At 67.7% G+C, this 24,631-nt stretch carries 18 protein-coding genes, 1 tRNA gene and 1 riboswitch; of the genes, 9 read left to right on the top strand and 10 right to left on the bottom strand.

The window, feature by feature from the left end; genetic code table 11:
* Nucleotides 1-10 precede the first annotated feature (10 nt).
* The 5 genes from U1737_RS15615 to U1737_RS15635 form a co-directional block, all read right to left on the bottom strand.
* Complete coding sequence (locus tag U1737_RS15615; RefSeq protein WP_332797398.1) at nucleotides 11-1,264, bottom strand: adenosylmethionine--8-amino-7-oxononanoate transaminase; 1,254 nt, start codon at nucleotides 1,262-1,264, stop codon at nucleotides 11-13.
* Complete coding sequence (bioD, locus tag U1737_RS15620) at nucleotides 1,261-1,878, bottom strand: dethiobiotin synthase (protein WP_248523375.1); 618 nt, start codon at nucleotides 1,876-1,878, stop codon at nucleotides 1,261-1,263. The genes U1737_RS15615 and bioD overlap by 4 nt, the downstream gene beginning before the upstream one ends.
* The gene (locus U1737_RS15625; RefSeq protein ID WP_332797399.1) at nucleotides 1,875-2,993 is read right to left on the bottom strand and encodes an 8-amino-7-oxononanoate synthase; all 1,119 of its coding nucleotides are present in this window, start codon (nucleotides 2,991-2,993) and stop codon (nucleotides 1,875-1,877) included. Before U1737_RS15625 ends, bioD begins: the two co-directional genes overlap by 4 nt.
* Nucleotides 2,994-3,411: 418 nt before the next feature.
* The gene (locus U1737_RS15630) at nucleotides 3,412-4,053 is read right to left on the bottom strand and encodes a 2-dehydro-3-deoxy-6-phosphogalactonate aldolase (RefSeq protein WP_332797400.1); all 642 of its coding nucleotides are present in this window, start codon (nucleotides 4,051-4,053) and stop codon (nucleotides 3,412-3,414) included.
* Nucleotides 4,050-4,913 (bottom strand): 2-dehydro-3-deoxygalactonokinase, encoded by an 864-nt coding sequence (locus tag U1737_RS15635; RefSeq protein WP_332797401.1) that lies wholly within the window; start codon nucleotides 4,911-4,913, stop codon nucleotides 4,050-4,052. Before U1737_RS15635 ends, U1737_RS15630 begins: the two co-directional genes overlap by 4 nt.
* A 202-nt stretch (nucleotides 4,914-5,115) precedes the next feature.
* On the opposite strand from U1737_RS15635, the gene U1737_RS15640 reads away from it, so the two are divergent.
* Nucleotides 5,116-8,310: a TRCF domain-containing protein gene (locus U1737_RS15640; RefSeq protein WP_332797402.1), complete on the top strand. Its 3,195-nt coding sequence runs from the start codon at nucleotides 5,116-5,118 to the stop codon at nucleotides 8,308-8,310.
* Nucleotides 8,311-8,340: 30 nt separating this feature from the next.
* Here the strand turns inward: U1737_RS15640 and U1737_RS15645 are convergent, their stop codons facing one another.
* Nucleotides 8,341-9,204: an N-formylglutamate amidohydrolase gene (locus U1737_RS15645; RefSeq protein ID WP_332797403.1), complete on the bottom strand. Its 864-nt coding sequence runs from the start codon at nucleotides 9,202-9,204 to the stop codon at nucleotides 8,341-8,343.
* A gap of 111 nt (nucleotides 9,205-9,315) precedes the next feature.
* Here U1737_RS15645 and cpdR point away from each other — a divergent pair, with 111 nt between their 5' ends.
* Together cpdR and U1737_RS15655 are read left to right on the top strand one after the other, a co-directional pair.
* Nucleotides 9,316-9,693, top strand: a complete 378-nt coding sequence (cpdR, locus tag U1737_RS15650) for a cell cycle two-component system response regulator CpdR (protein ID WP_248523363.1) — start codon at nucleotides 9,316-9,318, stop codon at nucleotides 9,691-9,693.
* A gap of 44 nt (nucleotides 9,694-9,737) precedes the next feature.
* Nucleotides 9,738-9,812, top strand: a tRNA-Val gene (locus U1737_RS15655).
* A gap of 154 nt (nucleotides 9,813-9,966) precedes the next feature.
* On the opposite strand, the gene msrB is transcribed toward U1737_RS15655, so the two are convergent.
* Nucleotides 9,967-10,416, bottom strand: a complete 450-nt coding sequence (gene msrB, locus U1737_RS15660; RefSeq protein WP_187504438.1) for a peptide-methionine (R)-S-oxide reductase MsrB — start codon at nucleotides 10,414-10,416, stop codon at nucleotides 9,967-9,969.
* A gap of 187 nt (nucleotides 10,417-10,603) precedes the next feature.
* Between msrB and U1737_RS15665 the strand changes: the two genes are divergently transcribed.
* From U1737_RS15665 to alr, 6 genes are all read left to right on the top strand, one after another.
* Nucleotides 10,604-12,667 (top strand): TonB-dependent receptor, encoded by a 2,064-nt coding sequence (locus U1737_RS15665; protein WP_332797404.1) that lies wholly within the window; start codon nucleotides 10,604-10,606, stop codon nucleotides 12,665-12,667.
* A gap of 173 nt (nucleotides 12,668-12,840) precedes the next feature.
* A riboswitch (cobalamin riboswitch) is annotated at nucleotides 12,841-13,055 on the top strand.
* Nucleotides 13,056-13,170: 115 nt separating this feature from the next.
* Nucleotides 13,171-15,069 carry a TonB-dependent receptor plug domain-containing protein gene (locus tag U1737_RS15670; protein WP_332797405.1) on the top strand — a complete coding sequence of 633 codons (1,899 nt, stop codon included), beginning with the start codon at nucleotides 13,171-13,173 and terminating at the stop codon, nucleotides 15,067-15,069.
* Nucleotides 15,066-15,866: an ABC transporter substrate-binding protein gene (locus U1737_RS15675; protein ID WP_332797406.1), complete on the top strand. Its 801-nt coding sequence runs from the start codon at nucleotides 15,066-15,068 to the stop codon at nucleotides 15,864-15,866. Before U1737_RS15670 ends, U1737_RS15675 begins: the two co-directional genes overlap by 4 nt.
* A 157-nt stretch (nucleotides 15,867-16,023) precedes the next feature.
* Nucleotides 16,024-16,992 (top strand): FecCD family ABC transporter permease, encoded by a 969-nt coding sequence (locus U1737_RS15680; RefSeq protein ID WP_248523353.1) that lies wholly within the window; start codon nucleotides 16,024-16,026, stop codon nucleotides 16,990-16,992.
* Nucleotides 16,983-17,762 carry an ABC transporter ATP-binding protein gene (locus U1737_RS15685; protein ID WP_332797407.1) on the top strand — a complete coding sequence of 260 codons (780 nt, stop codon included), beginning with the start codon at nucleotides 16,983-16,985 and terminating at the stop codon, nucleotides 17,760-17,762. The genes U1737_RS15680 and U1737_RS15685 overlap by 10 nt, the downstream gene beginning before the upstream one ends.
* A 102-nt stretch (nucleotides 17,763-17,864) precedes the next feature.
* Nucleotides 17,865-18,887, top strand: coding sequence for an alanine racemase (alr, locus tag U1737_RS15690; RefSeq protein WP_332797421.1), 1,023 nt, complete (start codon nucleotides 17,865-17,867; stop codon nucleotides 18,885-18,887).
* 4 nt (nucleotides 18,888-18,891) lie between these two features.
* Here the strand turns inward: alr and U1737_RS15695 are convergent, their stop codons facing one another.
* From U1737_RS15695 to U1737_RS15705, 3 genes are all read right to left on the bottom strand, one after another.
* Nucleotides 18,892-19,875, bottom strand: coding sequence for a 2OG-Fe(II) oxygenase (locus U1737_RS15695; protein ID WP_332797408.1), 984 nt, complete (start codon nucleotides 19,873-19,875; stop codon nucleotides 18,892-18,894).
* A gap of 72 nt (nucleotides 19,876-19,947) precedes the next feature.
* Nucleotides 19,948-23,280, bottom strand: a complete 3,333-nt coding sequence (locus tag U1737_RS15700; RefSeq protein ID WP_248523347.1) for a TonB-dependent receptor domain-containing protein — start codon at nucleotides 23,278-23,280, stop codon at nucleotides 19,948-19,950.
* A gap of 156 nt (nucleotides 23,281-23,436) precedes the next feature.
* Nucleotides 23,437-24,624: an acetyl-CoA C-acetyltransferase gene (locus U1737_RS15705; protein WP_332797409.1), complete on the bottom strand. Its 1,188-nt coding sequence runs from the start codon at nucleotides 24,622-24,624 to the stop codon at nucleotides 23,437-23,439.
* Between the last annotated feature and the right edge of the window lie 7 nt (nucleotides 24,625-24,631).

The following is a 24,631-nucleotide window of genomic DNA, read 5'->3' on the forward strand; positions in this document are numbered from 1 at the left end:
AACGTCAGCCTCAATCTCGGATCGCCTCGCACGCTTCGGCTATCGCGGCATAGATTCTGTCGAGATCGGCATCGTCTATACAGTAAGGCGGCATGACGTAGACGGTGTTGCCGAGCGGCCGGAGCAGCAGGTCGCGCTCGCGGAAGAAGGCGAGCAGGCGTGGGCCGATCTGCGAGAGATAGCCGTCCTCGCCGCGCAGCTCGACCGCGGTAATGGTGCCGATCTGGCGTGCGTTGGCGATGCGGGGGTGCCAAGCGAGTGCCTCCAGGCGCGATGCCTGCCGAGCGGTGAGGTCGGCGATCCGCTCGCGCACCGGTTCGTCGCGCCAGATCGCCAAATTCGCATTGGCGGCGGCGCAGGCGATCGGGTTGGCGGTGTAGCTCGACGAGTGGAAGAACATCCGCGCGCGGTCGGTGCCGTAATGCGCCTGGTAGATCGCCTCGGTCGCCATCGTCACCGCGAGCGGTATCGCGCCGCCGGTCAGCCCCTTCGACAGGCACAGGATGTCGGGCACCACGCCGGCCTGTTCGCAGGCGAGCAAGCTGCCGGTGCGGCCCCAGCCGGTCATCACCTCGTCGGCGATGAACAGCACGTCGTGCGCCGCGCAGATCCGGCGCATTTCGGCGAGAATGTGCGCCGGATAGATGTGCATGCCGCCCGCGCCCAGCAGCAGCGGCTCGACGATGAACGCGGCCGGGCGCTCGGCGCAGGCTTTCTCGAGCGCGTCGAGCGACGCCTGTTCGCATCCGGCGGCAGGGAAGGGGATCGTCCCCACGTCGAACAGCAGCGGCGCGTAGGCGCGGTTGTAGACGCCGCGCGCGCCGACCGACATCGCGCCGATCGTGTCGCCGTGATAGCCGTGCTCCATCACGAGGATGCGGTGACGGTCCTCGCCGCGATCGAGCCAATAGCCGAGCGCCATCTTCAGCGCGCACTCGACGCTGGTCGAGCCTGAGTCCGAGAAGAACACCCGCGTAAGGTCCGGCGGCATGATCGCAGTCAGGCCGCGCGCAAGGTCTTCGGCAGGCTGGTGCGTCCAGCCGGCGAAGATGATCTGGTCGAGCTTGCCCGCCTGTTCTGCGATCGCCGCCATGATCCTGGGGTTGGCGTGGCCATGCGTGGTCACCCACCAGGACGAGATCGCATCGACGATCCGTCGGCCATCCGATGTGTAGAGTGCGGCGCCGTCGGCATGCGTGACGAGCGGGATCGGCTCGCGCAGGCCGTGCTGCGTGAAGGGATGCCAGACGGGGGAGTCGGTCATCGGAACGCCTCCAGGTCGAAGTTCGCGGCGAACGCCTCGGCCAGCGTCGCGGCGTTCAGCGGATCGAGGCGAGGCAGGCGACCAAGCCTCCGGACCTTGCCGAGTGCGGCAATGGTCGCCTCGCTATCCTCGACCGCGTCGCCGACGAAGGCGATGCCGAGGATCGGCACGCCGCGGCTGCGCAACGCCTCGATCGACAACAGGCTGTGGTTGATCGTACCGAGCCCGGTGCGCGCGACGAGCACGACCGGCTTGGCCCAGCGCGCGAACAGGTCGGCGAAGATCAGGTCGCGCGTCACCGGCACCATTACGCCGCCCGCACCCTCGACCACCAGCGGGTCGTCGATCTCGGGCAGCGCCAGCCGGTCGGGATCGATCGTCACGCCGTCGATCTCGGCGGCGAGATGCGGCGAGCACGGCGTGGTCAGCCGGTAGGCTTCGGGCAGGACGTGGTCTGCGGGAACACCCAGGGTCACGACCGAAGCCGCATCGCTGCCGTCCGCGAGCCCGGCTTGTACCGGCTTCCAGTAGCGCGCGCCGAGCGCCGCGGTCAGGCCCGCGGCGAACACGGTCTTGCCGATATCGGTGTCCGTTCCGGTGACCACGATCGTCATTGCAGCACCTCTCCCAATACCGTTCCCAAAGCTTCGATATCCGCCGCGGTGGCGTTCAGCGTCAACGATATCCGCAACCGCGACGTACCGTCCGGCACGGTCGGCGGCCGTATGCCGCGGACGTCGAACCCGGCCGCCTGAATAGCGGCGGCGACGTGCATCGTCCGCGCGGCATCGCCGAGTATCAGCGGCAGTATCTGCGACCCGGTCGCCGCGACGCCGTACGGCGCCAGCACCCGCTCCGCCGTTGCGACGCAATCCCAGAGCCGCTCCCGCCGCCCCGGTTCGTCCGCCATGATCCGCAACGCCTCACCAACCGCCAGCGCCATCAGTGGCGACGGTGCGGTCGAGAAGATGAACCCGCGGCCGCGATTGACGATGAACGCGCGCATCACTGCCGGCCCGCACAACAGCGCGCCCTCGCAACCGAGCGCCTTGCCGCATGTCCGCAAGGTGATGACGTTGTCGCGTCCGTCGAGCCCTTCGGCGAGGCCCCGGCCATCGGTGCCGAACACGCCGGTGGCGTGCGCCTCGTCGATCAGGAGAACGGCGTCATGGCGGTCCGCCACGCGCGCGATATCGGCGAGCGGCGCGCGGTCGCCGTCCATGCTGTAGAGGCTCTCGACCGCGATCCACACGCGGCCCTTGCCGCCAGCCTTGCGCCAGGCGGCGATCACGTCCTCGAATGCACCGGCGTCGTTATGCGCCGCGCTCACACAGGTCGCCCGTGTCAGCCGCATCCCCTCATGCGCGCTCGCATGGATCAGCGCGTCATGCACGATCAGGTCATCGCGCTGCGGCAGCGTCGCGAACAGGATCGTGTTGGCGATGTAACCGCTGGCAAAGAACAGCGCCGCCTCGGTGCCGAAAAACCGCGCCGCATCCGCCTCCAGGATTTCATGCTCGGGCGCATTCCCCCGTAACAACCGCGAGCCGCCCGAGCCGACTGGCACGCCGCGCGCCAAGGCCTCGATCATCGCAGCCCGCAGACGATCCGATCCGGCGAGCCCGAGATAGTCGTTCGAGGCGAAGTCGACGCTGGTACGCGGTCGGAGCGATCGATACCGGTCGGCGGCGGCAAGCGTGGCGAGGTCTCGTTCCTGGTCGGCGAACATCGCGCCGCCCTAACCCCAACGCGCTGCGAAGACGATAGCGGGTCGATCACGAGCCCCAATCGATCACCCCGGATCGGTTACCCCAATCCGTCACGCGCCGATCCGTCACTCCGATCCGTCGCCCCGATCCGTCGCCCCCAATCCCTCACGCCCCAATCCGTCGCCCCAGCGAAAGCTGGGGTATCCCTGTTGTCGAGCGGGAGACCCGAACCGGGAGACCCCAGCTTTCGCTGGGGTGACGGACGGGGTTGGCAATGAGCAGGTTTATGACTGCTGGTGTGAGTGACGGGTGGGTTGGAATGTCGGGCTGCGGCTGCGGCTGCGGCTGCGACTGCGACTGCGACTGAGGTTGTGGGCGCGGCCACGACCGCGACCGCGCTCCTAGTCCGGATCGTGCCCGGCCACCAATGCCCGTTGGCTAGGCCTGCAACGCGTCGATAAACCGCCGCGCCCTTGCGCCGACATCGGCCGCGGTCATCCCCGGCGCATACAACGCCGAGCCGAGACCGAACCCGGCCGCACCCGCCTTGCGCCACTCGGCCATGATCTCCGGCACCACCCCACCGACCGGGAGCACGCGCGTATCCTTGGGAAGGACGGCACGCATCGCCTTCAGCACGGCGGGACTCGCCGCCTCGGCCGGGAACAGCTTCAGCGCCGCCGCGCCCGCCTCCAGCGCCGCGAACGCTTCGGTCGGCGTGGCGATGCCCGGCAGCGCGACATAGCCGCGCTCGGCCGCAGCCGCGATCACCCGTACGTTCGCGTTGGGCGCGATGATCAGCGTGCCACCCGCCGCGCCGACCGCCGCCACGTCCTCGACGCGCAGCACCGTGCCCGCACCGACGACCGCGCGGCCCTTCAGCGTGCGCGCCAGCCGGGCGATGCTGTCGAGCGGCTCGGGCGAGTTCATCGGCACTTCGAGGATCGTGAAGCCCGCCTCGACCAGCGCCTCGCCGATCGCCTCGACCTCATCGGGCTTCACGCCGCGCAGGATCGCGATCAGCGGACACTTTACGAAGGCGTCGTCGAAGGCCTGGCGGTGCGTGGTAGAGGAAGTCATGCTGCAAGATCCTGGATGCGGGTGATGCCGGCCACGAATGCGGCCTGGCTGTCGATATGGTGCGAGGTGCCGCCCAGCGCATCGATCGCGCCGGCATAGAGCGCACCCAGCGCGGGGTCGGCAAGGATATGCACCGCGGCACCCGGCTCGATCCGCGCGGTGGTGTCCGCACCGATCAGCAACCCGCTCGCGAACGAGGCTGCGTGCGCGTCATCGGCAATCCCGAGCACGCCGCGCGCCCGGATCGCGAACAGGCTGGCGGCGAGATCGCGCCGCGCCCCCTCGGCGACGCCTTCGAGAAATGCGGAGCCCAGTTCGACCGGGTGGCCGAGCTGTCGCGACAGCACGCCGTGCGCGCGGAGCAGCGCGAAGAGTTCGCCCGTCATCGCAGTCGTGAAGCGGGTGATCGCGCCGCCCTCGACGGTCGCCCATTTGCAATGCGTACCGGGTTGGCAGAGCATCGCGTCGGCGGGCACCAGCCCGGCGGCGACTGCACCGAGCAGCTGCACCTCTTCGCCGCGCATCACGTCGGCATGCAGCCCGTCGCGGTACGACAGCCCCGGCACGATCGCGGTGCGGTCGTCGATCCGGTCGAGCCCCGCGGCGATCTCGCCAAGACCCGCGGGCGCCGCGACATACGGCACGCTGCGCCAGCCGATGTTCGATCCGACCATCCCGGCGAGCAGCATCGGCAGGTCGCCGAGCCGCGCGCGGATGCCCGCGACCTCCGCTGCATAGTCGCCCGCTGCGACATTGGCGGCGCCGCGATCGTCCCGCTCGGACGCGACCACGACCCCGTCCTCGATCCGGAACGCGCGGCGGTTCGAGGTTCCCCAGTCGACTGCGATGAAAGACGTCATGTTCGCTACCCCGCTCCCGTCGCGATGCGACGGCGTCGCGCATCCGAATTATACGACAAACCATCGATGTCCAGTGTCGGCACCTCCCGACCGCCACAGCGCGAAAGATCCGCGTCCGTCGCAAACGCATTGATCGAGCGCAGCCTCGCCGGAACGGGCGTCCTTGCGTCCCGTTCAGTCCGGACCAGCGAGAGGAATGTGCATGCTTCAAACCAGCCATCGGGCCGAGCGCGAAACCGGCAGTGTATCGGCCGCGCCATCCGCCTCGGTCGCGGCCGCGTTTGCCGAACGGCTGGCACAGGGGAACCTCGTCTACGTGGCGCTGGATGATCGTCGCGCCACCGATATCGCGAGTATCGCCGCGGCGCTGGTGCCCGATGCGGTGGTCGTGCAACTGCCGTCCAGCGATGCGTTGCCGGGCGACGAAGCGCCGGCATCGCCGGCAAATGTGGGATTGCGGGTTGCCGCATTACGGCGCGTGCGTGCGGCCATCACGCGTGAGATCGGGCCGGTCCTGCTGGTGACCACGGCCGAGGCCACCGCCGTGCGCTATCCCGAGCCGGCGCTGTTCGATGCGGCACCGCCTAGGCTCTCGGTCGGGGATACGCTCGATGTCGACGCGTTCGCGGCCACCGCGGTGGGGATCGGCTATATCGTCGATGACCGGATCGACGAGCCCGGCGAGATCGCAGTACGCGGCAACGTCATCGATATCTTTCCCGCCGACCGCGAAACGCCCGTGCGCATCGAATTCGCGGAGGGTCGGATCATGGCGCTGCGCGAATATGATCCCGTCTCGCAATTGGGGTCCGCGGATATCGCCTGTATCGAGGTCGGCCGCGCGACCGAGCCCCCGGTCGGCAAGCCCCCGATCTACAAGGGCGTCGCTATCCTGGCGCATCTGCCCGACGCGGCGGTCGCGTTCGATCCGGGTGTAGACCGCCGACGTGCCCGGTTCATCGATCTTGCCGCGGATGGACTGCCGCGGCGCAAGGCGAGCGCGGACCTGGTGACCACCCGGTCTTGGGACGCCGCGATCGCCAGGCGTGGCGGTGCCACGCTCGCGTCGAGCGATACGCCGTCGCCCCGCTTTGTCGAACACCGCGATCCCGCCCGGGCGTTCGCCAAGTTCGCGCGGGACGTGCTGGCCGATTCACGGCTCGTGCTGGTCGGCTCGCCGCGCGACCTGCGGTTCCTCCAGCCCCGGCTCGATCGCCGGGCCAAGATCGCGTTCACGGCGATCGAGCGATGGTCCGATGTCACGGCCGCGCTGCCCGGGACCGCGATGATGCTGGTCGCGCCGATCGATCGAGGCTTTGCGGCGCCGGGCGTTACCGTCGTCGCGGGAGCGGACCTGCTCGGCGGACGGGCGCGCGGCGATGAACTCGGCGGGGCTGGGGCTGGCGCGTTGCCCGGCCTGTCGAGCGAACTGCGCTGCGGCGACGTCGTCGTTCATGAGGAGTTCGGCATAGGCATCGTTCGTGGGCTGGAGAGGCTGCCCGATACCGGCGGCGACATTGGCGCCGACACTGGCGGTGACGCGATAATCCTGTGCTACGCCAAGGACGGCCGGCGGCTCGTACCGGTTGCCGAAGCCGACCGGATATGGCGGTATGGCGCGGATGCCGACGCGGTCACGCTCGATGCGCTGGACGGCAGCTCTTGGCAGAAGCGGCGTGGTGCGATCGATGCGGCGATCGCCGAAAGCGCGCGCGATCTCGCGGCGATCGCTGCCGAACGCGCGGCGTTGACGACCGACCCGATCGTTGCGGACCGTGCTGCGTATGAGCGCTTTGCTGCCGGGTTCGCCTTCACCGAAACCCCCGATCAGGCGCGGGCGATCGCGAGCACGCTGGCAGACCTTGCAAGCGGCAGGCCAATGGATCGTCTGGTGATCGGCGATGTCGGCTACGGGAAGACCGAGATCGCCTTGCGGGCGGCGGGGATGGTCGCGTTGGCGGGACGCCAGGTTGCGATTGCTGCCCCCACGACCGTGCTGGTCCGTCAGCATATCGAAACGTTCAAACGGCGGTTCGCGGGGACCGGCATCGCCGTTGCCGGATTGTCGCGCCTTTCGAGCGCTGCCGAAAAGTCCCGCGTCAGGGCGGGGCTCGCCGATGGATCGATCGGCGTCGTCATCGGCACCGGTGCGATTGCGGGCAAGGGTGTCGCGTACAAGGATCTTGCGCTCGTCGTGATTGACGAGGAGCAGCGGTTCGGCGTGGCGGACAAGGCCAAGCTGCATGCGCTCGGCGCGGGGCACGTCCTGACACTGAGCGCGACGCCGATCCCGCGGACGCTGCAATCGGCGATGATCGGTCTTCAAGGCATGTCGGTGATCGCCACGCCGCCTGCCCGTCGCCAGCCGATCCGCACCGCCGTCGCGGCCTTCGACGACATGGCCGTCCGGGCTGCCCTACGGCGTGAGCGCGCGCGTGGCGGACAAAGCTTCGTCGTGGTTCCGCGGATCGACGACATGGCCCCGCTGGCCGCGCGGCTGGCCAAGCTGGTCCCCGAACTCGGGATCGTCCAGGCGCACGGCAAGATGTCGCCAACCGAGATCGACGAGGCGATGGTCGGGTTCGCAGCGGGCGACGGCGATGTGCTGCTCGCCACCAACATCATCGAGGCGGGGCTCGACGTACCGCGTGCGAACACCATGATCGTGCATCATGCGGACCGGTTCGGACTGTCGCAGCTGCATCAGCTGCGTGGCCGTGTCGGGCGCGGCGGCCGGCGCGGGCAGGTGATGCTGCTGACCGACGGCGACGCGACGATCGCCGAGGCGACTCTCAAGCGCCTGCGGACGCTGCAGGCATTCGACCGGCTGGGCGCAGGGTTCGCGATCAGCGCGCGCGATCTCGACCTGCGCGGTGCGGGCGACCTCGTCGGCGAGGCGCAGGCCGGACACATGAAGCTGATCGGCATCGACCTGTACCAGCATCTGTTCGGTCGCGCGTTGCGATTGGCGCGCGGCGAAGCGGTCGACGACTGGGTCCCCGAACTGCACCTCGATGTTGGCGGTCGCCTGCCCGACACCTGGATACCCGAGGAGGAGGTCCGGCTGTCGCTCTACAGTCGATTGGCCCGGCTCGAGGATGTCGCAGCGCTCGATCAGTTCGAGGCCGAACTTGAGGATCGCTTCGGCCGGGTTCCCGATCCGGCCCACCGATTGCTGTTGCTGGCACGGATACGCCTGCGCGCGTGCGCGGCCGGGATCCGGCGGATCGATGCCGGGCCTGCTGCGATCGCGTTCACGCCGAACCGGCGCGGCGCCGAACCACCGCTTGCCGAGCTGGTCGAAAAGAACGGCCGCTGGATCGCGCCACGGGCGGTCGCAGATCCGGTCGAGCGTGCCGCCCAGGTCGAAGCGCTGCTCGACGCATTGACCGAGTGAGCCGCGTCGACATCGGCGCGGCCAGATGGCTTATTCCGCGGCTGCCGCGAGCGACGTCGAGAGCGCTTCGTCCGCCAGTCCGGTGAGGATCGCCCGTACCGCGTCGACGACCCGCGCAAAGCCTGCCCCGGGCGCGTGGAGCTTGCGATCGAGATATACGGTGCGGTCCACTTCGAGCTGGATCGCGTGGATGCCGATATCGGGGCGGGCATGGCGTTCGAGGATATGCCCGCCCGCATAAGGCGCGTTGCGCGCGACTGAAAAGCCGTGCGCGGTACAGGCCGTCTCGGCGCGGTCGACGAATCGCGGTGCGGCGGCATGGCCGAACCGGTCGCCGAGCACGATCCGCGTCCCGCCGGGCCCGAGCGGTGGCATCGAATGGATATCGAGCAGCACCGCCACGCCGAACCGCGCATGCGCCGCCTGCAGCGCCGCCGCGATCGCGGCATGATAGGGTCGGTGGTCGTCGACGATTCGCGTGGTCATTTCGGCGTCGGTGAAGCGCCGCGCCCACAGGTCGCCAGCCCCCGATACGCGGCGCGGGACCAGGCCCAGGCCGCTGCGCATTTTGGCGGATTGCTGGGCGAGCGGGATCGATCGCGCGCCTTCGTCGAGCTGCGCGTCGCGCTCGTCTTCGCCGCGGTTGAGGTCGATCCAGGCCCGCGCCCGGCGCTGGATGATCGTCACCTGGTCCGTTCGTGCGCTCCGCGCCACCGCATCGACCAGACGATCCTCGAGCGGCAACAGCGCTGCAAGCGGCACGCGCAACGCGGTTTTGAGCGAGACCGGATAGTCCCGTCCGGCGTGCGGCACCGAGATCACCACCGGGCTGGTCGGCGGCACGGCTTCCCGATGGTCGGACGGGGGCAGGCGCTCGAAGGGGGACGATGACATGGCGGCACGCTAGGGCGACGCATCGGCGCGGGCAATCGATCTGGAAATGTTAACCATTTTGCGCGTAGGGGGGAGGCGTCAATGTACGCGTGAAAACAGGACTTTAGATCGATGCTGCGAATTCTGCTGGCCGAGGACGATCAGGTCATGCGCGAATATCTGACGCGCGCGCTTGAGCGCTCCGGCTATGCGGTGACTGCGGTCGATCGCGGGACGGCGGCTATTCCGTTGCTCGAAACCGAGACGTTCGACCTGTTACTGACCGATATCGTGATGCCCGAGATGGACGGGATCGAGCTTGCGCAAAAGGCTGGCGAGATGTGCAAGGACCTGCGCGTCATGTTCATTACCGGCTTTGCGGCGGTCACGCTGAAGGCGGGTCGGGCCATGCCGCACGCGCGCGTTCTGTCCAAACCGTTCCACCTGCGCGACCTGGTCGCCGAGGTCGACCGCCTGTTCGAGATGGATAATGTGACAGGCATGCATTGAGCGCTTGCACCCCGCGATAGTCGCGGCTAGTGGAGCCCTCCGGCGGGCGTGTAGCTCAGTGGTAGAGCACTGTGTTGACATCGCAGGGGTCGCAAGTTCAATCCTTGCCACGCCCACCATTGAAAACCCCGCTAGTCTTATGGCTAGCGGGGTTTTTAACGTTCTAGGGTCGGTCTCATCCCCCTGCTGGCCGCTAACAGGGCAAGGTGACGGTCAGTCCGGTCGAACGGCGTTCGGCATGAACGACGCCGACGCGCGGGATCTGCCGTACCGTCAGCCGGCCGCGTCGACCTGATCGAGATAGTCGGCATAGCCCTGCGCCTCCATCTCGTCGCGCGGCACGAACCGCAGCGACGCGGAGTTGATGCAGTAGCGCAAGCCCCCCTGATCCCGCGGGCCGTCCTCGAACACATGGCCGAGATGGCTGTCGGCGCCGGCCGAGCGGATTTCGGTGCGGACCATGCCGTGGCTGCGATCGTGCAGTTCGGTGACGTGGACGGGCGAGATCGGCCGGGTGAAGCTGGGCCAGCCGCAATGCGAGTCGAACTTGTCCGCCGACGCGAACAGCGGCTCGCCGGAGACGATATCGACGTATAGGCCGGGTTCGCGGGTGTTCAGATATTCGCCCGTTCCCGGCCGTTCGGTGCCGCTCTGCTGCGTCACGTGAAACTGCTCGGGGGTGAGCTTGGCGATCGCCTCGTCGGTCTTCTTATATTCGGTCATGGTATGTCCCATCAGCGTGAACGCATGGTTCCACCGATGTCGAAGGATCGCATCGATGGGGTTTTCGTCAATATAGGGCGTCTTGGCGCTGACCCAATGCGCGCGGTCGCAGGCCCAACGGCGATATATTCCCGGGCATCCTCCGTCCGGCTTTTCAGGCGAGGGGAAAAGCTGTCATGCGAGGCCGATGATTCGCACCCCGCTGTCCGCGCTCGCCTGCATCCTGTTCTCGTCGGGAAGCGCCCTTGCCCAATCGACCGCGGTACCGAGCGAGGCGGCGCCCGACATCGTCGTCACGGGGCGCGGGCTGGCGGATGCGCCGGGCGATCGGGCCTATGATATCGTCACGATCGAACGCGACCGGATCCAGGCGAATGCGAGCAATCGGCTGGAGAGCGTGCTTGCCGACGTCGCCGGACTGCAGCAGTTCCGCCGGTCGGACTCGCGCAGCGCCAACCCGACCAGCCAGGGCATTTCGCTGCGCGGGATCGGCGGCAATGCGTCCAGTCGCGCGCTGCTGATCTTCGACGGGGTGCCGCAGGCGGATCCGTTCGGCGGCTGGGTCGCGTTTCCGGCCTATGCGACGGGGCGGCTCGGCCGCATCCGCGTGACGCGCGGTGGTGGCAGCGGATATCAGGGGCCGGGCGCTCTGGCCGGGACGGTCGAGATGGAGAGCGCGACGCCCGATCAACTGACGCCGTTCCAGGGCAGCGTCGCCTATGGCAGCCGCGATTCGGTCGATGCGCAGGGCTCTGCGGCGCTGGTGCGCGGGGCGGGGTTCGCGACCCTGTCGGGCGCGTATGCGCGCGGCGATGGCTTTACGCCGACCGTCGAGGAAAGCCGCGGGATCGTGGATCGGGCAGCACCGTACGAGCAGGCGTCGGGGGCGCTGCGAACCGTCGTCGGGATCGGCGCGAAGACCGAATTGCAGATGAATGCCAGCGCGTTTACCGACACGCGCGACCGCGGCAGCGACTTCACCACCAACACGAGCGAGGGGGCTGATGCGAGCATCCGGCTGATCGGGCGGGGCGCGTGGGGCTATTCGGCGCTGGCGTATCTGCAGACGCGGGCGTTCGCGAGCAGCTTCAACAGCATCAATGCCGCGCGCACGACCGCGATCCAGTCGCTGAATCAGTATAATACGCCGGCCACCGGGCTGGGCGGACGGATCGAGGTCGCGCCGCCGCTGGGCGAGACCATCACGCTCAGGCTGGGTGCCGATATTCGCGACGTGAGCGGCAAGACGCAGGAACTCTATACGTTCGTCAACGCAGCGCCCACGCGACGGCGCGAGGCTGGCGGGAGCACGACGACGACCGGCGTGTTCGCCGATGGGAGCCTGGTCGCGGGCGACTTCACGTTCAGTCTTGGAGGACGGGTCGACTGGTGGTCGATCGACGGCGGCTATCTGTCCGAGCGCCCGTTGGCGACCGGCGCGGCGCTGACCGACCTGCGCTATGCAGACCGCGACGGCAGCGAGACGACCGGGCGGGCTGGCATCGCGTACCAGCCGATCGAGGCGATCACGCTGCGAGTCGCCGGCTATCGCGGATGGCGACTGCCGACGCTCAACGAACTGTACCGCCCGTTCCGGGTCGGCAACGACGCGACCGCGGCGAATGCATTGCTGTCGCCGGAGCGGCTGACCGGGGTCGAGGGTGGCGTCACGCTGACGCCGACGCCGGGCGTGAGCATCGCCGCGACCTATTTCTACAACCGGCTGAAGAACGCGATTGCCAACGTCACGACGACCAACCCGCCGCAGGTGCTGCCGGGGGTGGCGACCTACCGCGTCCGCCAGAATCTCGATGCGATCCGCGCGCATGGCTTCGAACTGGATGCATCGTATCGACCTGGTCGATTTGGCGTGCAGGCATCTTGGTCGCACACGAACTCGAAGGTCGAAGGGTCTGGGATCACCGCCGCTCTGGACGGCTTGCGGCCGGCGCAAACCCCGCGCGACCAGGTGTCGGGGACGGTCGACTGGCGGCACGACGCGGCGGCTCTGTCGTTGACCGTGCGGCATATCGGCCGGCAATTCGACGACGACCAGAATTCGCGGGTGCTTGGGGCCGCGACGACTCTCGATGCCTATGCCGCGCTGCCGATCCTGCGCGCGCTGGTGGCCGAGGTGCGCGGCGAGAACCTGTTCGACGAGCGGGTCGAGGCGGGGATCAGCGGCGCCAACATCGTCGAGCGCGCGACGCCGCGGACGATCTGGATCGGGCTGCGCTACGGAGGACGGTGAGTCCGAACGATCCTCCCCCGCCAGGGGGAGGTGGCGCCGAAGGCGACGGAGGGGGAGGACTACGCCAAAGCGGTTATCGCATTCCTCCTCCTCCGTCTGGCAAGCGCCAGCCACCTCCCCCTGGCGGGGGAGGACCAGTAGACCTCGCGTTGACCCGTGCATGTCGCGCGACTAATGCCACTCCCGTGAAGGGTTCCCGGCGACGGGATCAAAAGGGAAGTCGGTGCGTGGGCCGGGTCGTCAGATCCAAATCCGCAAGACCGGCGCTGTACCCGCAACTGTGACCGGATAGCGGCCACCCCGACATGCCACTGGGTTTCGACCTGGGAAGGCGGGGTGGGCGCGGCGACCCGGAAGCCAGGAGACCTGCCTCTCACGGTCGATCCACTGCGCGGGCGGGTGTCCGGCGCGGACGAGTGCTCCGGTCCAGCCGGGTTTCCTCGAGCGAGAGACGTCTGGCCGCCCGGCGAATGGTCGCTGGCGGTTCTGGTTAGGACGTGCCCATGACGAAATTCTTCCTTCTGCTCGGCGCCGCGGCGATCGCAGCGCCCGCTTTTGCCCAGACCATCCCCGATCCCGACGCTTCCGAAGTCGTCGTCACCGCGACCCGTGCCGCGCAACCGCTGAGCGAGATCGGCCAGGCCGTCACCGTCATCGACCGCGCCGAGATCGAGCGCCGCCAGACCGTTATCGTCTCCGACCTGCTCGCGACCACGCCGGGCGTCACCGTCACGCGTAACGGCACGGTCGGCGCGCTGACCAGCGTCCGTATCCGCGGTGCCGAGGCGGACCAGACGCTCGTCGTGATCGACGGCGTCCGCGTCAACGATCCGTCGTCGACCGGCGGCGGCTTCAACTTCGGCAATCTGCTGTCGAGCTCGGTCGAGCGGATCGAGGTGCTCCGCGGCCCGAACTCGGTGCCATGGGGCAGCCAGGCGATCGGCGGCGTCGTCAACATCATCACCGCCGCGCCAACCGGAGGCGTCCAGGCGCGCGCCAACGCCGAATATGGCTATGCCGACAGCGTGTTCGCGAGCGCGGGCGTCTCGGGCAAGTCCGGGCCGGTATCGGGCTCGCTGACCGGCGGCTATCTCCGCACCGAGGGCATCTCGTCGGCGGCCAGCGGCACCGAGCGCGACGGCTATCGCCAATATGGCGCGACCGGGCGCGTGGGCGTCGAGCTCGCGCCAGGCATCGGTCTCGACCTGCGCGGCTATTTCGCCGACAGCCGCGTCGCGATCGACGGCTTCCCGGCACCTGATTACGTGCTCGCCGACACGCCCGAATATTCGAAGACGCGCGAGGCTTACGGCTATGCCGGGCTGCACGCGAACTTCGCCGATGGCCGGTTCAACAACCGCGTCGCGTTCACGATCGCCGACATCAACCGCGACAATTACGACCCGAGCTTCGGCAGCGATCCGACCTTCATTGGTCGCGGCCGCAGCGAACGCTACGAATACCAAGGCGACTTCCGCCCGTTCGACCAGGTCCGCGTGGTCGCCGGAGTCGAGCGCGAGAACAGCCGCTTCAACGACGGCTTCACCTTCGCGGATACCGGCATCACCAGCGTCTACGGCCAGCTGATCGTCAAGCCGCTCGACATCCTCACGATCACCGGCGGCATCCGCAACGACGATCACGACGATTTCGGCAGCCACACGACGTTCGGAGCCAACGCGGCACTGGCGTTGCGCACCGGCACGACGATCCGCGCAAGCTATGGCGAAGGCTTCAAGGCACCCACCTTGTACCAGCTCTTTTCCGACTACGGGAACCGCGGCCTCGATCCGGAGACCGCGCGCAACTTCGACGTCGGTGTCGAGCAGGCGTTCCTCGCCAACCGAGTCCGCGCAGGCGTAACCTATTTCAACCGCCGTACGCGCAACCAGATCGACTTCCGCGATTGCAGCCCGGCGGAGCAGACGACCGCCGGTTCGATCTGCGTCGACCGCCCGTTCGGCGTCTACGACAACATTGCCCGCGCCGAGGCGGACGGCGTCGAGTTCACCTTGGCGCTGCGCCCGGTCGACGCGCTGACGCTGACGGCGAACTACAGCTATATCGACACCGAGAACCGCACGATCGGCAGCGATTTCGGCAACGATCTCGCGCGCCGTCCCAAGCAGACCGCAAGCGTCGACGCCGATTACCGGTTCGCGTTCGGGCTGTCCGTCGGCGGTACCGTGACGATGGTCGGCGACAGCTTCGACGACGCCGCCAATACCGCGCGGCTCGACGGCTATGCGCTGGCAGGCGTCCGCGCCGAACTGCCGATCAACGACCGGATCGCGCTGTACGGCCGCGTCGATAACCTGACCGATTCGCGGTACGAGACGGTCGCGGGGTACGGCAATTACGGCCGCGCGGCGTATGGCGGCGTGCGGTTGCGCCTGAAGTGAGGCGCGGGGCGATCCTCCTCGCGCTCCTGCTCGGGGGCTGCGCACAATCCCCCGGCGCGGGCGGTGGCGGGGGGATCGTCTCGACCAATCCGTGCGTGGATTCGGTGCTGATCCGGATCCTGCCCGCATCGCGGATTGCCGGGATCAGCCATTATTCACAGGACCCGGCGGCGACCTCGCTCCCGCTTTCGGTAGCTCGCCGCTTCCACGGCATCGCCGGGACCGCCGAAGAGGTGATCGCGCTGCACCCCGATCTCGTCATCGCCAGCACGTATACGCCGCCGGCGACCCAGGCGGCCTACGCGCGGGCCGGGCTGAAGACGCTGCTGCTCGGCATCCCCGACTCGATCGCGGAGAGCCAGGCACAGGTGACGCAGATCGCCGACGCGGTCGGTGCGCCCGCGGGTGGCGCGCGGATCAACGCCGATATCGACCGTGCTGTGGTGCGCTGGAGCCGCAAGGACGGCCCGTCGCCAAGCGCGTTGCTCTATATAAGCGGCGATCTCGCGACCGGAGGGAGCACGTTGCTGAACGAGATGATGACCCGCGTCGGCTTCCGCAACGCCGCCGCCAGCTACGGTCTGACGCATACCGGCACGCTCTCGGCGGAGACGATCGTGACGCAGCCCCCGTCCATCGTGATCGCCCCCGAACGCGCCAGCCGCGGCACCGCGCTGCGCCGCCGCCTGCTGCCGACCACGCCGCAAGCCGTCTTCTCCCGCGTCCTGATCAACTGCGGCGGCCCGACCATCCCCCCCGCACTCGAACGCCTCGCTGCGATCAGGGCGGGGCTGTGATGCGACACCCATACCAAAACCACCCCGGCGAAGGCCGGGGCCCAACTGGGATGGCGGAAATAATGGAGCGCTGCACGCCGTCACGTTCGTTCCCCAATTGGGCCCCGGCCTTCGCCGGGGTGGCGGCAGTCGTCGGTATGCTTGCGGTGGACCTGTGATGACCCGCACGCCCAAACTCATCACCCTTGGCCTGCTGGTCATCCTCCTGTTCGGCCTGTCGCTCGGCTGCGGGAAAGTCTGGGTGCCGCTCGACGCCTGGTTCTCGAGCGACCCGCGCTGGTGGATCATCCTCGAACTCCGCCTGCCACGCGCGGTCCTCGGCCTCGTGCTCGGCGCCACGCTCGGGCTGTCGGGAGCGGTCCTGCAAGGCTATCTCCGCAACCCGCTCGCCGACCCCGCCGTCGTCGGCATATCGTCGGTCGCAGCACTCGGCGCAGTCGCCGCGATCATCTTCGGGGCCGGTTCGGGATCCGCGATCTTCGCCGCCGCGATGCTCGGAGCAGGGGGCGCGGTCGCGCTGCTCGCCGCGCTGACATGGCGATCGCCGAGCGCGATCACCTTCATCCTCGCCGGCACCGTGCTCGCCAGCCTTGCCGGCGCGCTGACCGCGTTCCTGATCTCGATCGCGCCAAATCCCTATGCGGTCGCCGAGGTCATCGACTGGATCATGGGCGCGCTCACCGACCGCGGCTGGGACGACATCACGCTCGCCTTGCCGCCGATGCTGCTCGGCGGCGTCCTGCTGATGCTCACCGGCCGCTCGCTCGATGCATTGTCGCTAGGCGAGGCGGCGGCGCGATCGCTCGGGATTAGGATGGGCCGCATCCGGTGGCTGGTCGTGCTCGGCACTGGGCTCGTGGTCGGCGCGGGCGTCGCGGTGACCGGCGTGATCGGCTTCGTCGGTCTCGTCGTCCCGCATCTGCTGCGCCCGATCTTCGGCCACCGCCCGAGCGCGCTATTGCTCCCCTCGGCGCTCGGCGGCGCGGCGCTCGTACTCGCCGCCGACAGTCTCGTCCGCCTCGCCCCCGGCGCAGGCGAAGTCCGTCTCGGCGTCGCGATGGCGCTGATCGGCGCGCCGTTCTTCCTGGGGCTGCTGGTCAAGGAACGAGGCCGAGCATGGATCTGATCGTCGACGCACTGCGCGTAAAGCTCGGCAAGCGCACCGTCCTTCACGACGTTTCCGCGCATCTCCGCCCCGGCCGCGTCACCGCAATCCTCGGCCCAAACGGCGCCGGCAAGAGCACGCTGGTCAAGGCCGCCGCCGCGCTCGTCGGTGGCAGCGCGGGCAGCGTCCGACTCGACACGCAGGACGTCGCGACGATGGACCCGCGCGCGCGCGCCCGCGCGATCGGCTACCTCCCGCAGGACGCGACGGTCCACTGGAACATCGTCGCGCGCGATGTCGTCGCGCTCGGCCGCCTGCCGCACCTCGGCGCGCATGCCGCCCCATCGCCCGACGACCACGCCGCCGTCGAGCGTGCGATGCACGATACCGAGACCACGCACCTCGCCGATCGCCCGGTCGGCGAACTTTCCGGCGGCGAGCGCGCCCGCGTCCTGCTCGCGCGCGTCCTGGCAGGCGAACCCCGCTGGCTACTCGCCGACGAACCGCTCGCCAGCCTCGACCCCTCGCACCAGATCGACCTGCTCGCCCGCCTGCGCGCCTACGCGGCCGGCGGGGCAGGGGTGGCGATCGTCCTCCACGATCTCGTCCAGGCGCAGCGCGCGGCCGACGATGCGCTGCTGATCGCCGGCGGTCGCATCGTCGCGTTCGGTCCGGTCGCCGAGGTGATGACCGCGGACACGCTTGCCCGCGTGTTCGGCGTCCGCGTTGCGCCGCTCGACGATGGCGGCCGCCGCCTGCTGGTCCCGGTCGGGCGCGTCGAGATCGGCTAGCCAAGCGACACGCCCGGTGGATCGGGGCCAAGTCGGGGCCGGCGGGGTGAAAGATCATCGACGCGCGGGGCCCGGTTCACTATCTCGCGCCGGGTGATCGACATTCCCGCCCCCCTCCGCCTGCGCCTCGACGGCGATGCCCTCGTCCAGAACTGGCGCACGCTCGACCGCATGAGCGGCACCGCGGCGTGCGGCGCGGCGGTCAAGGCGAACGGCTACGGCCTCGGCGCGATCGAGGTCGCCCGCCGCCTCGCCGACGCCGGCTGCCGCGACTTCTTCGTCTCGAACTGGCAGGAAGCCGCCGAACTCGCCCCGTTGGGCCTGACCGTGTCCGTCCTCCACGGCGTCCGCGAAGACGACATGCCCGCCGCCACCGCCGGTTTCGCCCGCCCGGTTCTCAACACCCCCACCCAGGTCGCCCGCTGGAAAGCCGCGGGGGCAGGCCCGTGTGACGTCATGGTCGACACCGGCATGAACCGCCTCGGCGTGTCGGCGGAGGACATCGCCGGCGGCCTGCTCGACGGCCTCGCGATCGAAACGCTGATGAGCCACTTGGCGTGCGCCGATGAGGACTCGCCGATGAACGCCGCGCAACGCGACCGGTTCGCAGCGCTGGCCGGCACCACAACCGCGCGCCGCCTGAGCCTCGCCAACTCCGCCGGCATCGCGCTCGAGGGGTATGCGTTCGACCTGACCCGCCCGGGCCTGGCGCTCTATGGCGGCATCCCCCGGCACGAACTCGAGACGATTGTGCAGGTCGTGGGTCTCGAGGCGCAGATTGTGCAGCGCCGTCGTGTTCATGCGGGTCAGACCGTCGGATACAACGCGCTATGGACGGCCAAGGACGATACCGAGGTCGCGATCGTCAACCTGGGCTATGCCGATGGATATCGCCGAAACTTTTCGAACAGCGGCAGGGCGCATGCTGGCGGCGCCGAACTGCCCGTCCTGGGACGCGTCTCGATGGATTTGACGGCGGTGGGCGTCGATGTCGCCATGACCTTGCGCGAAGGGGACTGGATCGCGTTCGAGTATGCGCTCCCGCACGCGTCGGAAACCTCTGGCATCAGCCAGTACGAGTTGCTGACGGGTCTCGGCGAACGCCTGGCACGCGTCTGGATCTGAGCGATCACGCGATGTGTTCGGGCCCTGTCCACGGGCTGAACGGTCGCATCCGGATCCAGCGGGTTGCGAGCCACTTGACGCCGTTCGTGACGGGCTCTCCCGCATGTTGCGACAACGGGTCGATCGAGCCGTCCGTGCGGACATTGTCGAAGATGATGGCATCGCCCGCACGGGGCACGACCCTGAGGGCGTTGTGCACGAAATATGTGGCCCCCCCGGAAAAGCCCTCGTTCAGATAGATCAATACGGTACGGATGCGCTGGTTGCGCGTGCCGGGCAGCGCGTCGACATGGGGGCGAAACTGCTGACCGGGCTGATAGCGCAGGACGGAGAGAGCCTCGCCCTGACGCCAGTCGGTGCCGGTGACGGCGGCAAGGCGGCGGTTTAGCGCCTGTATGACGAGCGTTTCCCGGGTCGGGCCGATGACGGCGGCATCCGATGTCCGGACCGGATTGGCCATGTCACGCCCCGTTCGCGGATCGACCACGACGGCCGGCTTCAGGATATCGACCGCGCACTGTGCAACGTGAAGGCATTCCTCGGACGAGAAAAGCTCGGGGATATGATACACATTGGGCCGTTCGCCGATCTTGCGGGGCTTCGGAGACTGCGCCGGTGCCCCGGTGGCGGTAAGCGCCATCTTGCGGAGCAAGCCGAGCTCGCCGGTCGCTTGCTCGCTGTGTCTGGCCACCTGTTCCAGGAGCGACACCGCGCGCGCCCAGTCGGCGGTCGCCCCACTGCCGTTGCCCGTCAGCGCGACCTCGATAAGTCCGGCGTCGATGCTGCCCCGCTCGGTCGCCTGGCGGAGGAGGGCACGGGCCGCTGGCACGTCGCGTGGCAATGGTACGCCTGTGAGATGCCACATGCCCTGCTGGAACAGCGCAGCCGCGTCCCCCGCCGCTGCATGTCGTGCGACCAGCGCCACGGCATCGGCGTGGCGGCCCGCCGCGAGCATCGCCTGCGCATCTGCGATCGGATCGTTGTGCATGGCCGGGAACGTGCACGAAAAAAGGGCCGGTGAAAACCACCGGCCCTCCTATCGTACCGTAATGCCGCGCTTTTAGAAGCGTGCGGTCATGCCTGCATAGAAACGACGACCGACGTTGTCGTAGATCCCGCTGCCGGCGCCGATACCGGTCGCACCCAGCGGGGGAAGACGATCGGTCAGATTGTCGACGCCGATGTAGAAGTTCGAACGCTCGCCGATGTCCACGCCGACCTTCATGCCGATGTACAGGACATCGGGGTAGAAGGACTGGCTGAAATCATCGAGGTTCTGCGGTGCGCGACCCTGGAAGCCCTCCTGGTTTTCGATCGCGCCAACCGACTGCTTCGCCAGGTAGCGGAACTGCGTATCCAAGGTGAACTGCCCGAAATCGGCACCCAGATTGACGTTGACCGCATCCTTTGGCTGGCCGACTTCGCCGTTGAGGTTGTCGCCGAAATCAGGCTGGACCGGGTTCAGGAAGTTCGTGTTCTCGAACGAGTGGGTATAGATTACCTGACCCGACACGCGCGTCGAACCGAAGGTCCGCGTGTACGCAAGGTTGGTATCGATGCCACGAACCTTCAGGCTGGCAAAGTTGAACGGCAACTGCAGCAGGCTACCCTCGATGATGCGGAAGGCCTGCTCACCGTTCGGGCCAGCTGCACCAGCAGCAACGCGCTGGAAGCTGTTGCAGAACTGGTTGTCCTGGATCGACGGTGCGTCATAGCAGGTATTGGCGATCGCCTGTGCCGAAGGGGCAGCGATCACGCGGTTGACCTGGATATTATAGTAGTCGACCGACAACGTCAGGCCCGGCGCAAAGCGTGGCTGGATAACCCCGCCATACGTGTACGAGTCGGACTTTTCGGCCTGAAGGCTCGAATTGCCGCCGCTCAGCGTCTCGAGCGACTGCACGTACTGGTAGTTGTAGTTGGTCGGGATGCCCGCTGCGGCGCAGTTTGCTGCACGGAACTCCGTACCACGGCCGAGATTGTCCGCCGAGCAAGGGTCGACGAAGCCGGGTGCGAAGTTCTGACCGGCTGGCGAGAACTGCTCCGAAAGGTTCGGGGCCCGGACTGCACGACCATAGTTCGCACGCAGGCGGATATCCTGGATCGGCGAGTATTCACCGCTCAGGTTGTAGGTATATACTGTCCCTGCGGAGCCCTTATAGTCGGAAACGCGGCCAGCGGCTGACAGCGTCAGTTCCTTGATCAGGAAAATATCCTTCAGCAAGGGAACGCGAAGCTCGCCAAATGCTTCCTTAACTTCGAACGATGGCGGGTTGTACGCTGCCAGAGCGTTGTAGAAGGTGTAGCCCGCCTCGACCAGCGGATCCGCCTGGAACTGGTTGGTTTCGCGACGATACTCGCCACCGATCGAGAAACCGACCGCACCGCCCGGAAGGTTGAAGAACTTCGACGTGTCGCCGGCGATGGTGCCGAGAATGTCGAGCTGCGTGATCTTGCCGACCGACTGCGTGTTGCGCAGCACATAGTTGCGGGCGGCGTCCGAGATGCTGCCCGTGCCGAACGGATTGAGCGGCTGGCACCCGGCGATGTTGGCGTTGAGAATGGCCTGACCTGCCGCCGTCGGAAGGCCGGTTTCCGGATCGATCCCTGCACCAACCTGCTGGGCGCTCGTCAATCCGCGTGTAGCGTCGATCTGCGAGCCGCAGACGATCTGACCCGCAGCGTTACGCTGGGCATCGAGCGCCAGGCTCAGGCGCTGGACGTCGACGTTGCCGAGAACCTTGGTCCGCTCGCGGAATTCGCCGTAGTTCGCCGACAGTTCGTAGTTGAACGTATCGTTGAAGTCGCCGCGAACGCCGCCCACGAACCGATAGGTCTCACGACGCGCATCCTCACGACGCGAACCGAGATCGGTCAGGTTCTTGCGCAGGATGAAACGCTGCGTGCCGGCATTGATTGCCGCGATCTGGTTCGCCTGCACCTGTGCTGCGGTCAACGTGGCGGTTGCCGCGAAGGGGTTGCCGGTCGTGATGTTGATGCCGTTGTTGGCCGATTGCAGCAACTGAGTCGTCAGCGTTGCCCGCGAATTGGCATCGAGGAATGGGTTGTCGAGACGCGGACGCTCGTACAGCGCATCGATCGTGCTGCCGGTGAAGAACGCCGGGCCCGAGCCGCCGAGGCTGACCGAATCGACGCGGACATACTTCGCTTCGAAGAACGGCACGAAGGCCGTCGACACGTCGAAGTGACCGATCATGTTTGCCGAATAGCGATCGATCTGCGGAAGCAGCTGGAGAAGAACGCCTTCGCGACGCGTGTTGCCGTTTCCGCCGAGGAACGTGCCGGCCGGTGCGCCCGATGGGTTTGTTGCGCTACCGCCGGCGATGCCGACCCGGGTACCGGTCTGGCGAGCAAGCGCACCGCCGGGCTGGAACAGATAGTTGACGGTATAGGCGCGACCCAGCGGATCCCGACCGCCGGGAGCGGGCGACGTCGCACCGATGCCGGCGCCTGCGAACGACACGAGACCGCCGTCCGAGAACGTCCCGACGCGGATGTCGCGGAAGAACGTCGAGTCCGGCACGCCGTCGAAGTTCAGATTGCCGCCCAGACCGACGCCCGCCGCGTCGATGTTCGTCGTGACGAACCCGTCAGTCTGGCGATATTCCTTGCGGCCCGACGCAAACAGGGCCTGCGTGCGGGCATATTCCAGGTTGACCGCGATGTTGCCGCGGCCATCGGCAAAATTCTTGCCGCCCGTCACGCTGACGAAGTAGCTGCCCGCGTCCTTCTCGTCGCTGACGCCGCCCTGTCCGCGGATCTGCAGACCTTCGAAGTTGCTCTTGAGGCGGAAGTTGACGACGCCGGCAAGAGCGTCCGAGCCGTAGACAGCCGAGTTGCCGCCGGTGACGACGTCAACGGCCTCGAGCAGGTCCGTGGGGATCGTGTTGACGTCGACGGATACCGCATTGTTCAGGATGTCCGCGCCAACGTGGCGACGTCCGTTGACGAGCACCAGGGTACGGGCCGTTCCAAGTCCGCGAAGATCGAGGAGGTTGAGGCCGCCGGTGCCGAGGAAGCGGGTCGAGTTCGACTGACCGAACGAGCTCTGGAGCTGCGGTAGGTCGTTCAGCACGTCGCCGATCGACGTACGGGCCGTCTGCGTGAGTTCGGCAGCGGAGATCGTCGTGATGGGAACCACGGACGTGGCGTTCGGCGAACGGATGCGCGAGCCGGTAACGAGGATTTCCTCGCCACCGCCTGCGGGTTTGCCGTCGGCCTGCGTAGCCTCCGTCGTCTGAGCAGGTTGCTGCGCCATCGAGTCGCCAGCAACCGGCGCCGGCTCGGTGGTCGTCTGCGCAAATGCGCTTTGCGGCAGAAGTGCGAGTACGCCCACGACTGCGGTCGCTCCAAGGAAGCGATTGAATTTCATGTTTATTGCCCCGTTTTTTCGATGGGGCATTGAAACCGGTTCGTGTCAGTTCCGCAAGGTTCTGTTCATAACGACGGCACCAGGGGCACCTTTTTACGCAATCATGTGACAAAACCGTCACAATGCATCGTCGGTAACATATCCCGTTTTATTGCGTCATCGTTCCAGACACATAGCGATGCCCATGCCGCCACCGATGCACAGCGTCGCCAATCCGCGTTTCGCATCGCGCTTTTGCATTTCGTAGATCAGGGTCGTCAGGACGCGCGCGCCGCTCGCGCCGATCGGGTGGCCGATCGCGATCGCGCCGCCGTTGACGTTGACCTTGCTCGCGTCCCAGCCGAGTTCCTTGCCGACCGACAGCGCCTGCGCGGCGAACGCTTCGTTCGCCTCGATCAGGTCGAGGTCGGCGAGCGTCCAGCCGGCCTTTTCGAGCGCGCGCTTGGTCGCGGGGACAGGACCGATTCCCATGATCGACGGGTCGACGCCCGCCGACGCCCAGCTCCTGATCGTCGCGAGGACCGTCGAACCGCGGCGTTCGGCTTCGTCGCGGCGCATCATCACCAGCGCGGCGGCGCCGTCGTTGAGGCCGCTCGCGTTGGCGGCTGTGACCGTGCCGTCCTTCTTGAACGCTGGCTTCACGCCCGAGACGCTCTCGATCGTGGCGCCGGCGCGGATGTATTCGTCGTCGGCAACGATGGTGTCGCCCTTGCGGCCCTTGATCGTGACGGGTGCGATCTCGTCCTTGAAGCGGCCGGAACCGCGCGCGGCCTCGGCCTTGTTTTGCGATGCGACCGAGAAGGCGTCCTGTTCGCCGCGCGTGACCTGATATTGCTCGGCGAGATTCTCCGCGGTGATGCCCATATGATAGCCGTTGAAGACGTCGGTCAGGCCGTCGCTGACCATCGTGTCGACGAGGCTGAGATTGCCCATCTTCTGGCCGCCGCGGATCGACTGCGCGTGCGCGGAGAGCGACATCGATTCCTGGCCGCCGGCGACGACGATGGTCGCGTCGCCGGTCTGGATCGCCTGTGCTGCGAGTGCGACCGCGCGCAGGCCCGAGCCGCAGACCTGGTTGACGCCCCAGGCCGGGATTTCCTTCGGCACGCCCGCCGCCATCGACGCCTGGCGCGCGGGGTTCTGACCTTGCGCAGCGGTCAGGACCTGGCCGAGGATCACTTCGGAAACGTCCTCGCCCGCGACGCCCGCCTGTTCGAGCGCGGCTTCGATCGCGATGCGGCCTAGTTCGTGTGCCGGCGTGGTAGCGAAGGCCCCAAGGAAGCTGCCGACGGGCGTGCGCTTCGCAGCGGTGATGACGACGTCGTTCGGGTTCAGGTCGGTCATGGCGGGA

Origin of the sequence: Sphingomonas fucosidasi, from assembly GCF_036663855.1 — a bacterium.
In the GTDB taxonomy this organism is placed as follows: Bacteria; Pseudomonadota; Alphaproteobacteria; order Sphingomonadales; family Sphingomonadaceae; genus Sphingomonas; species Sphingomonas faeni_B.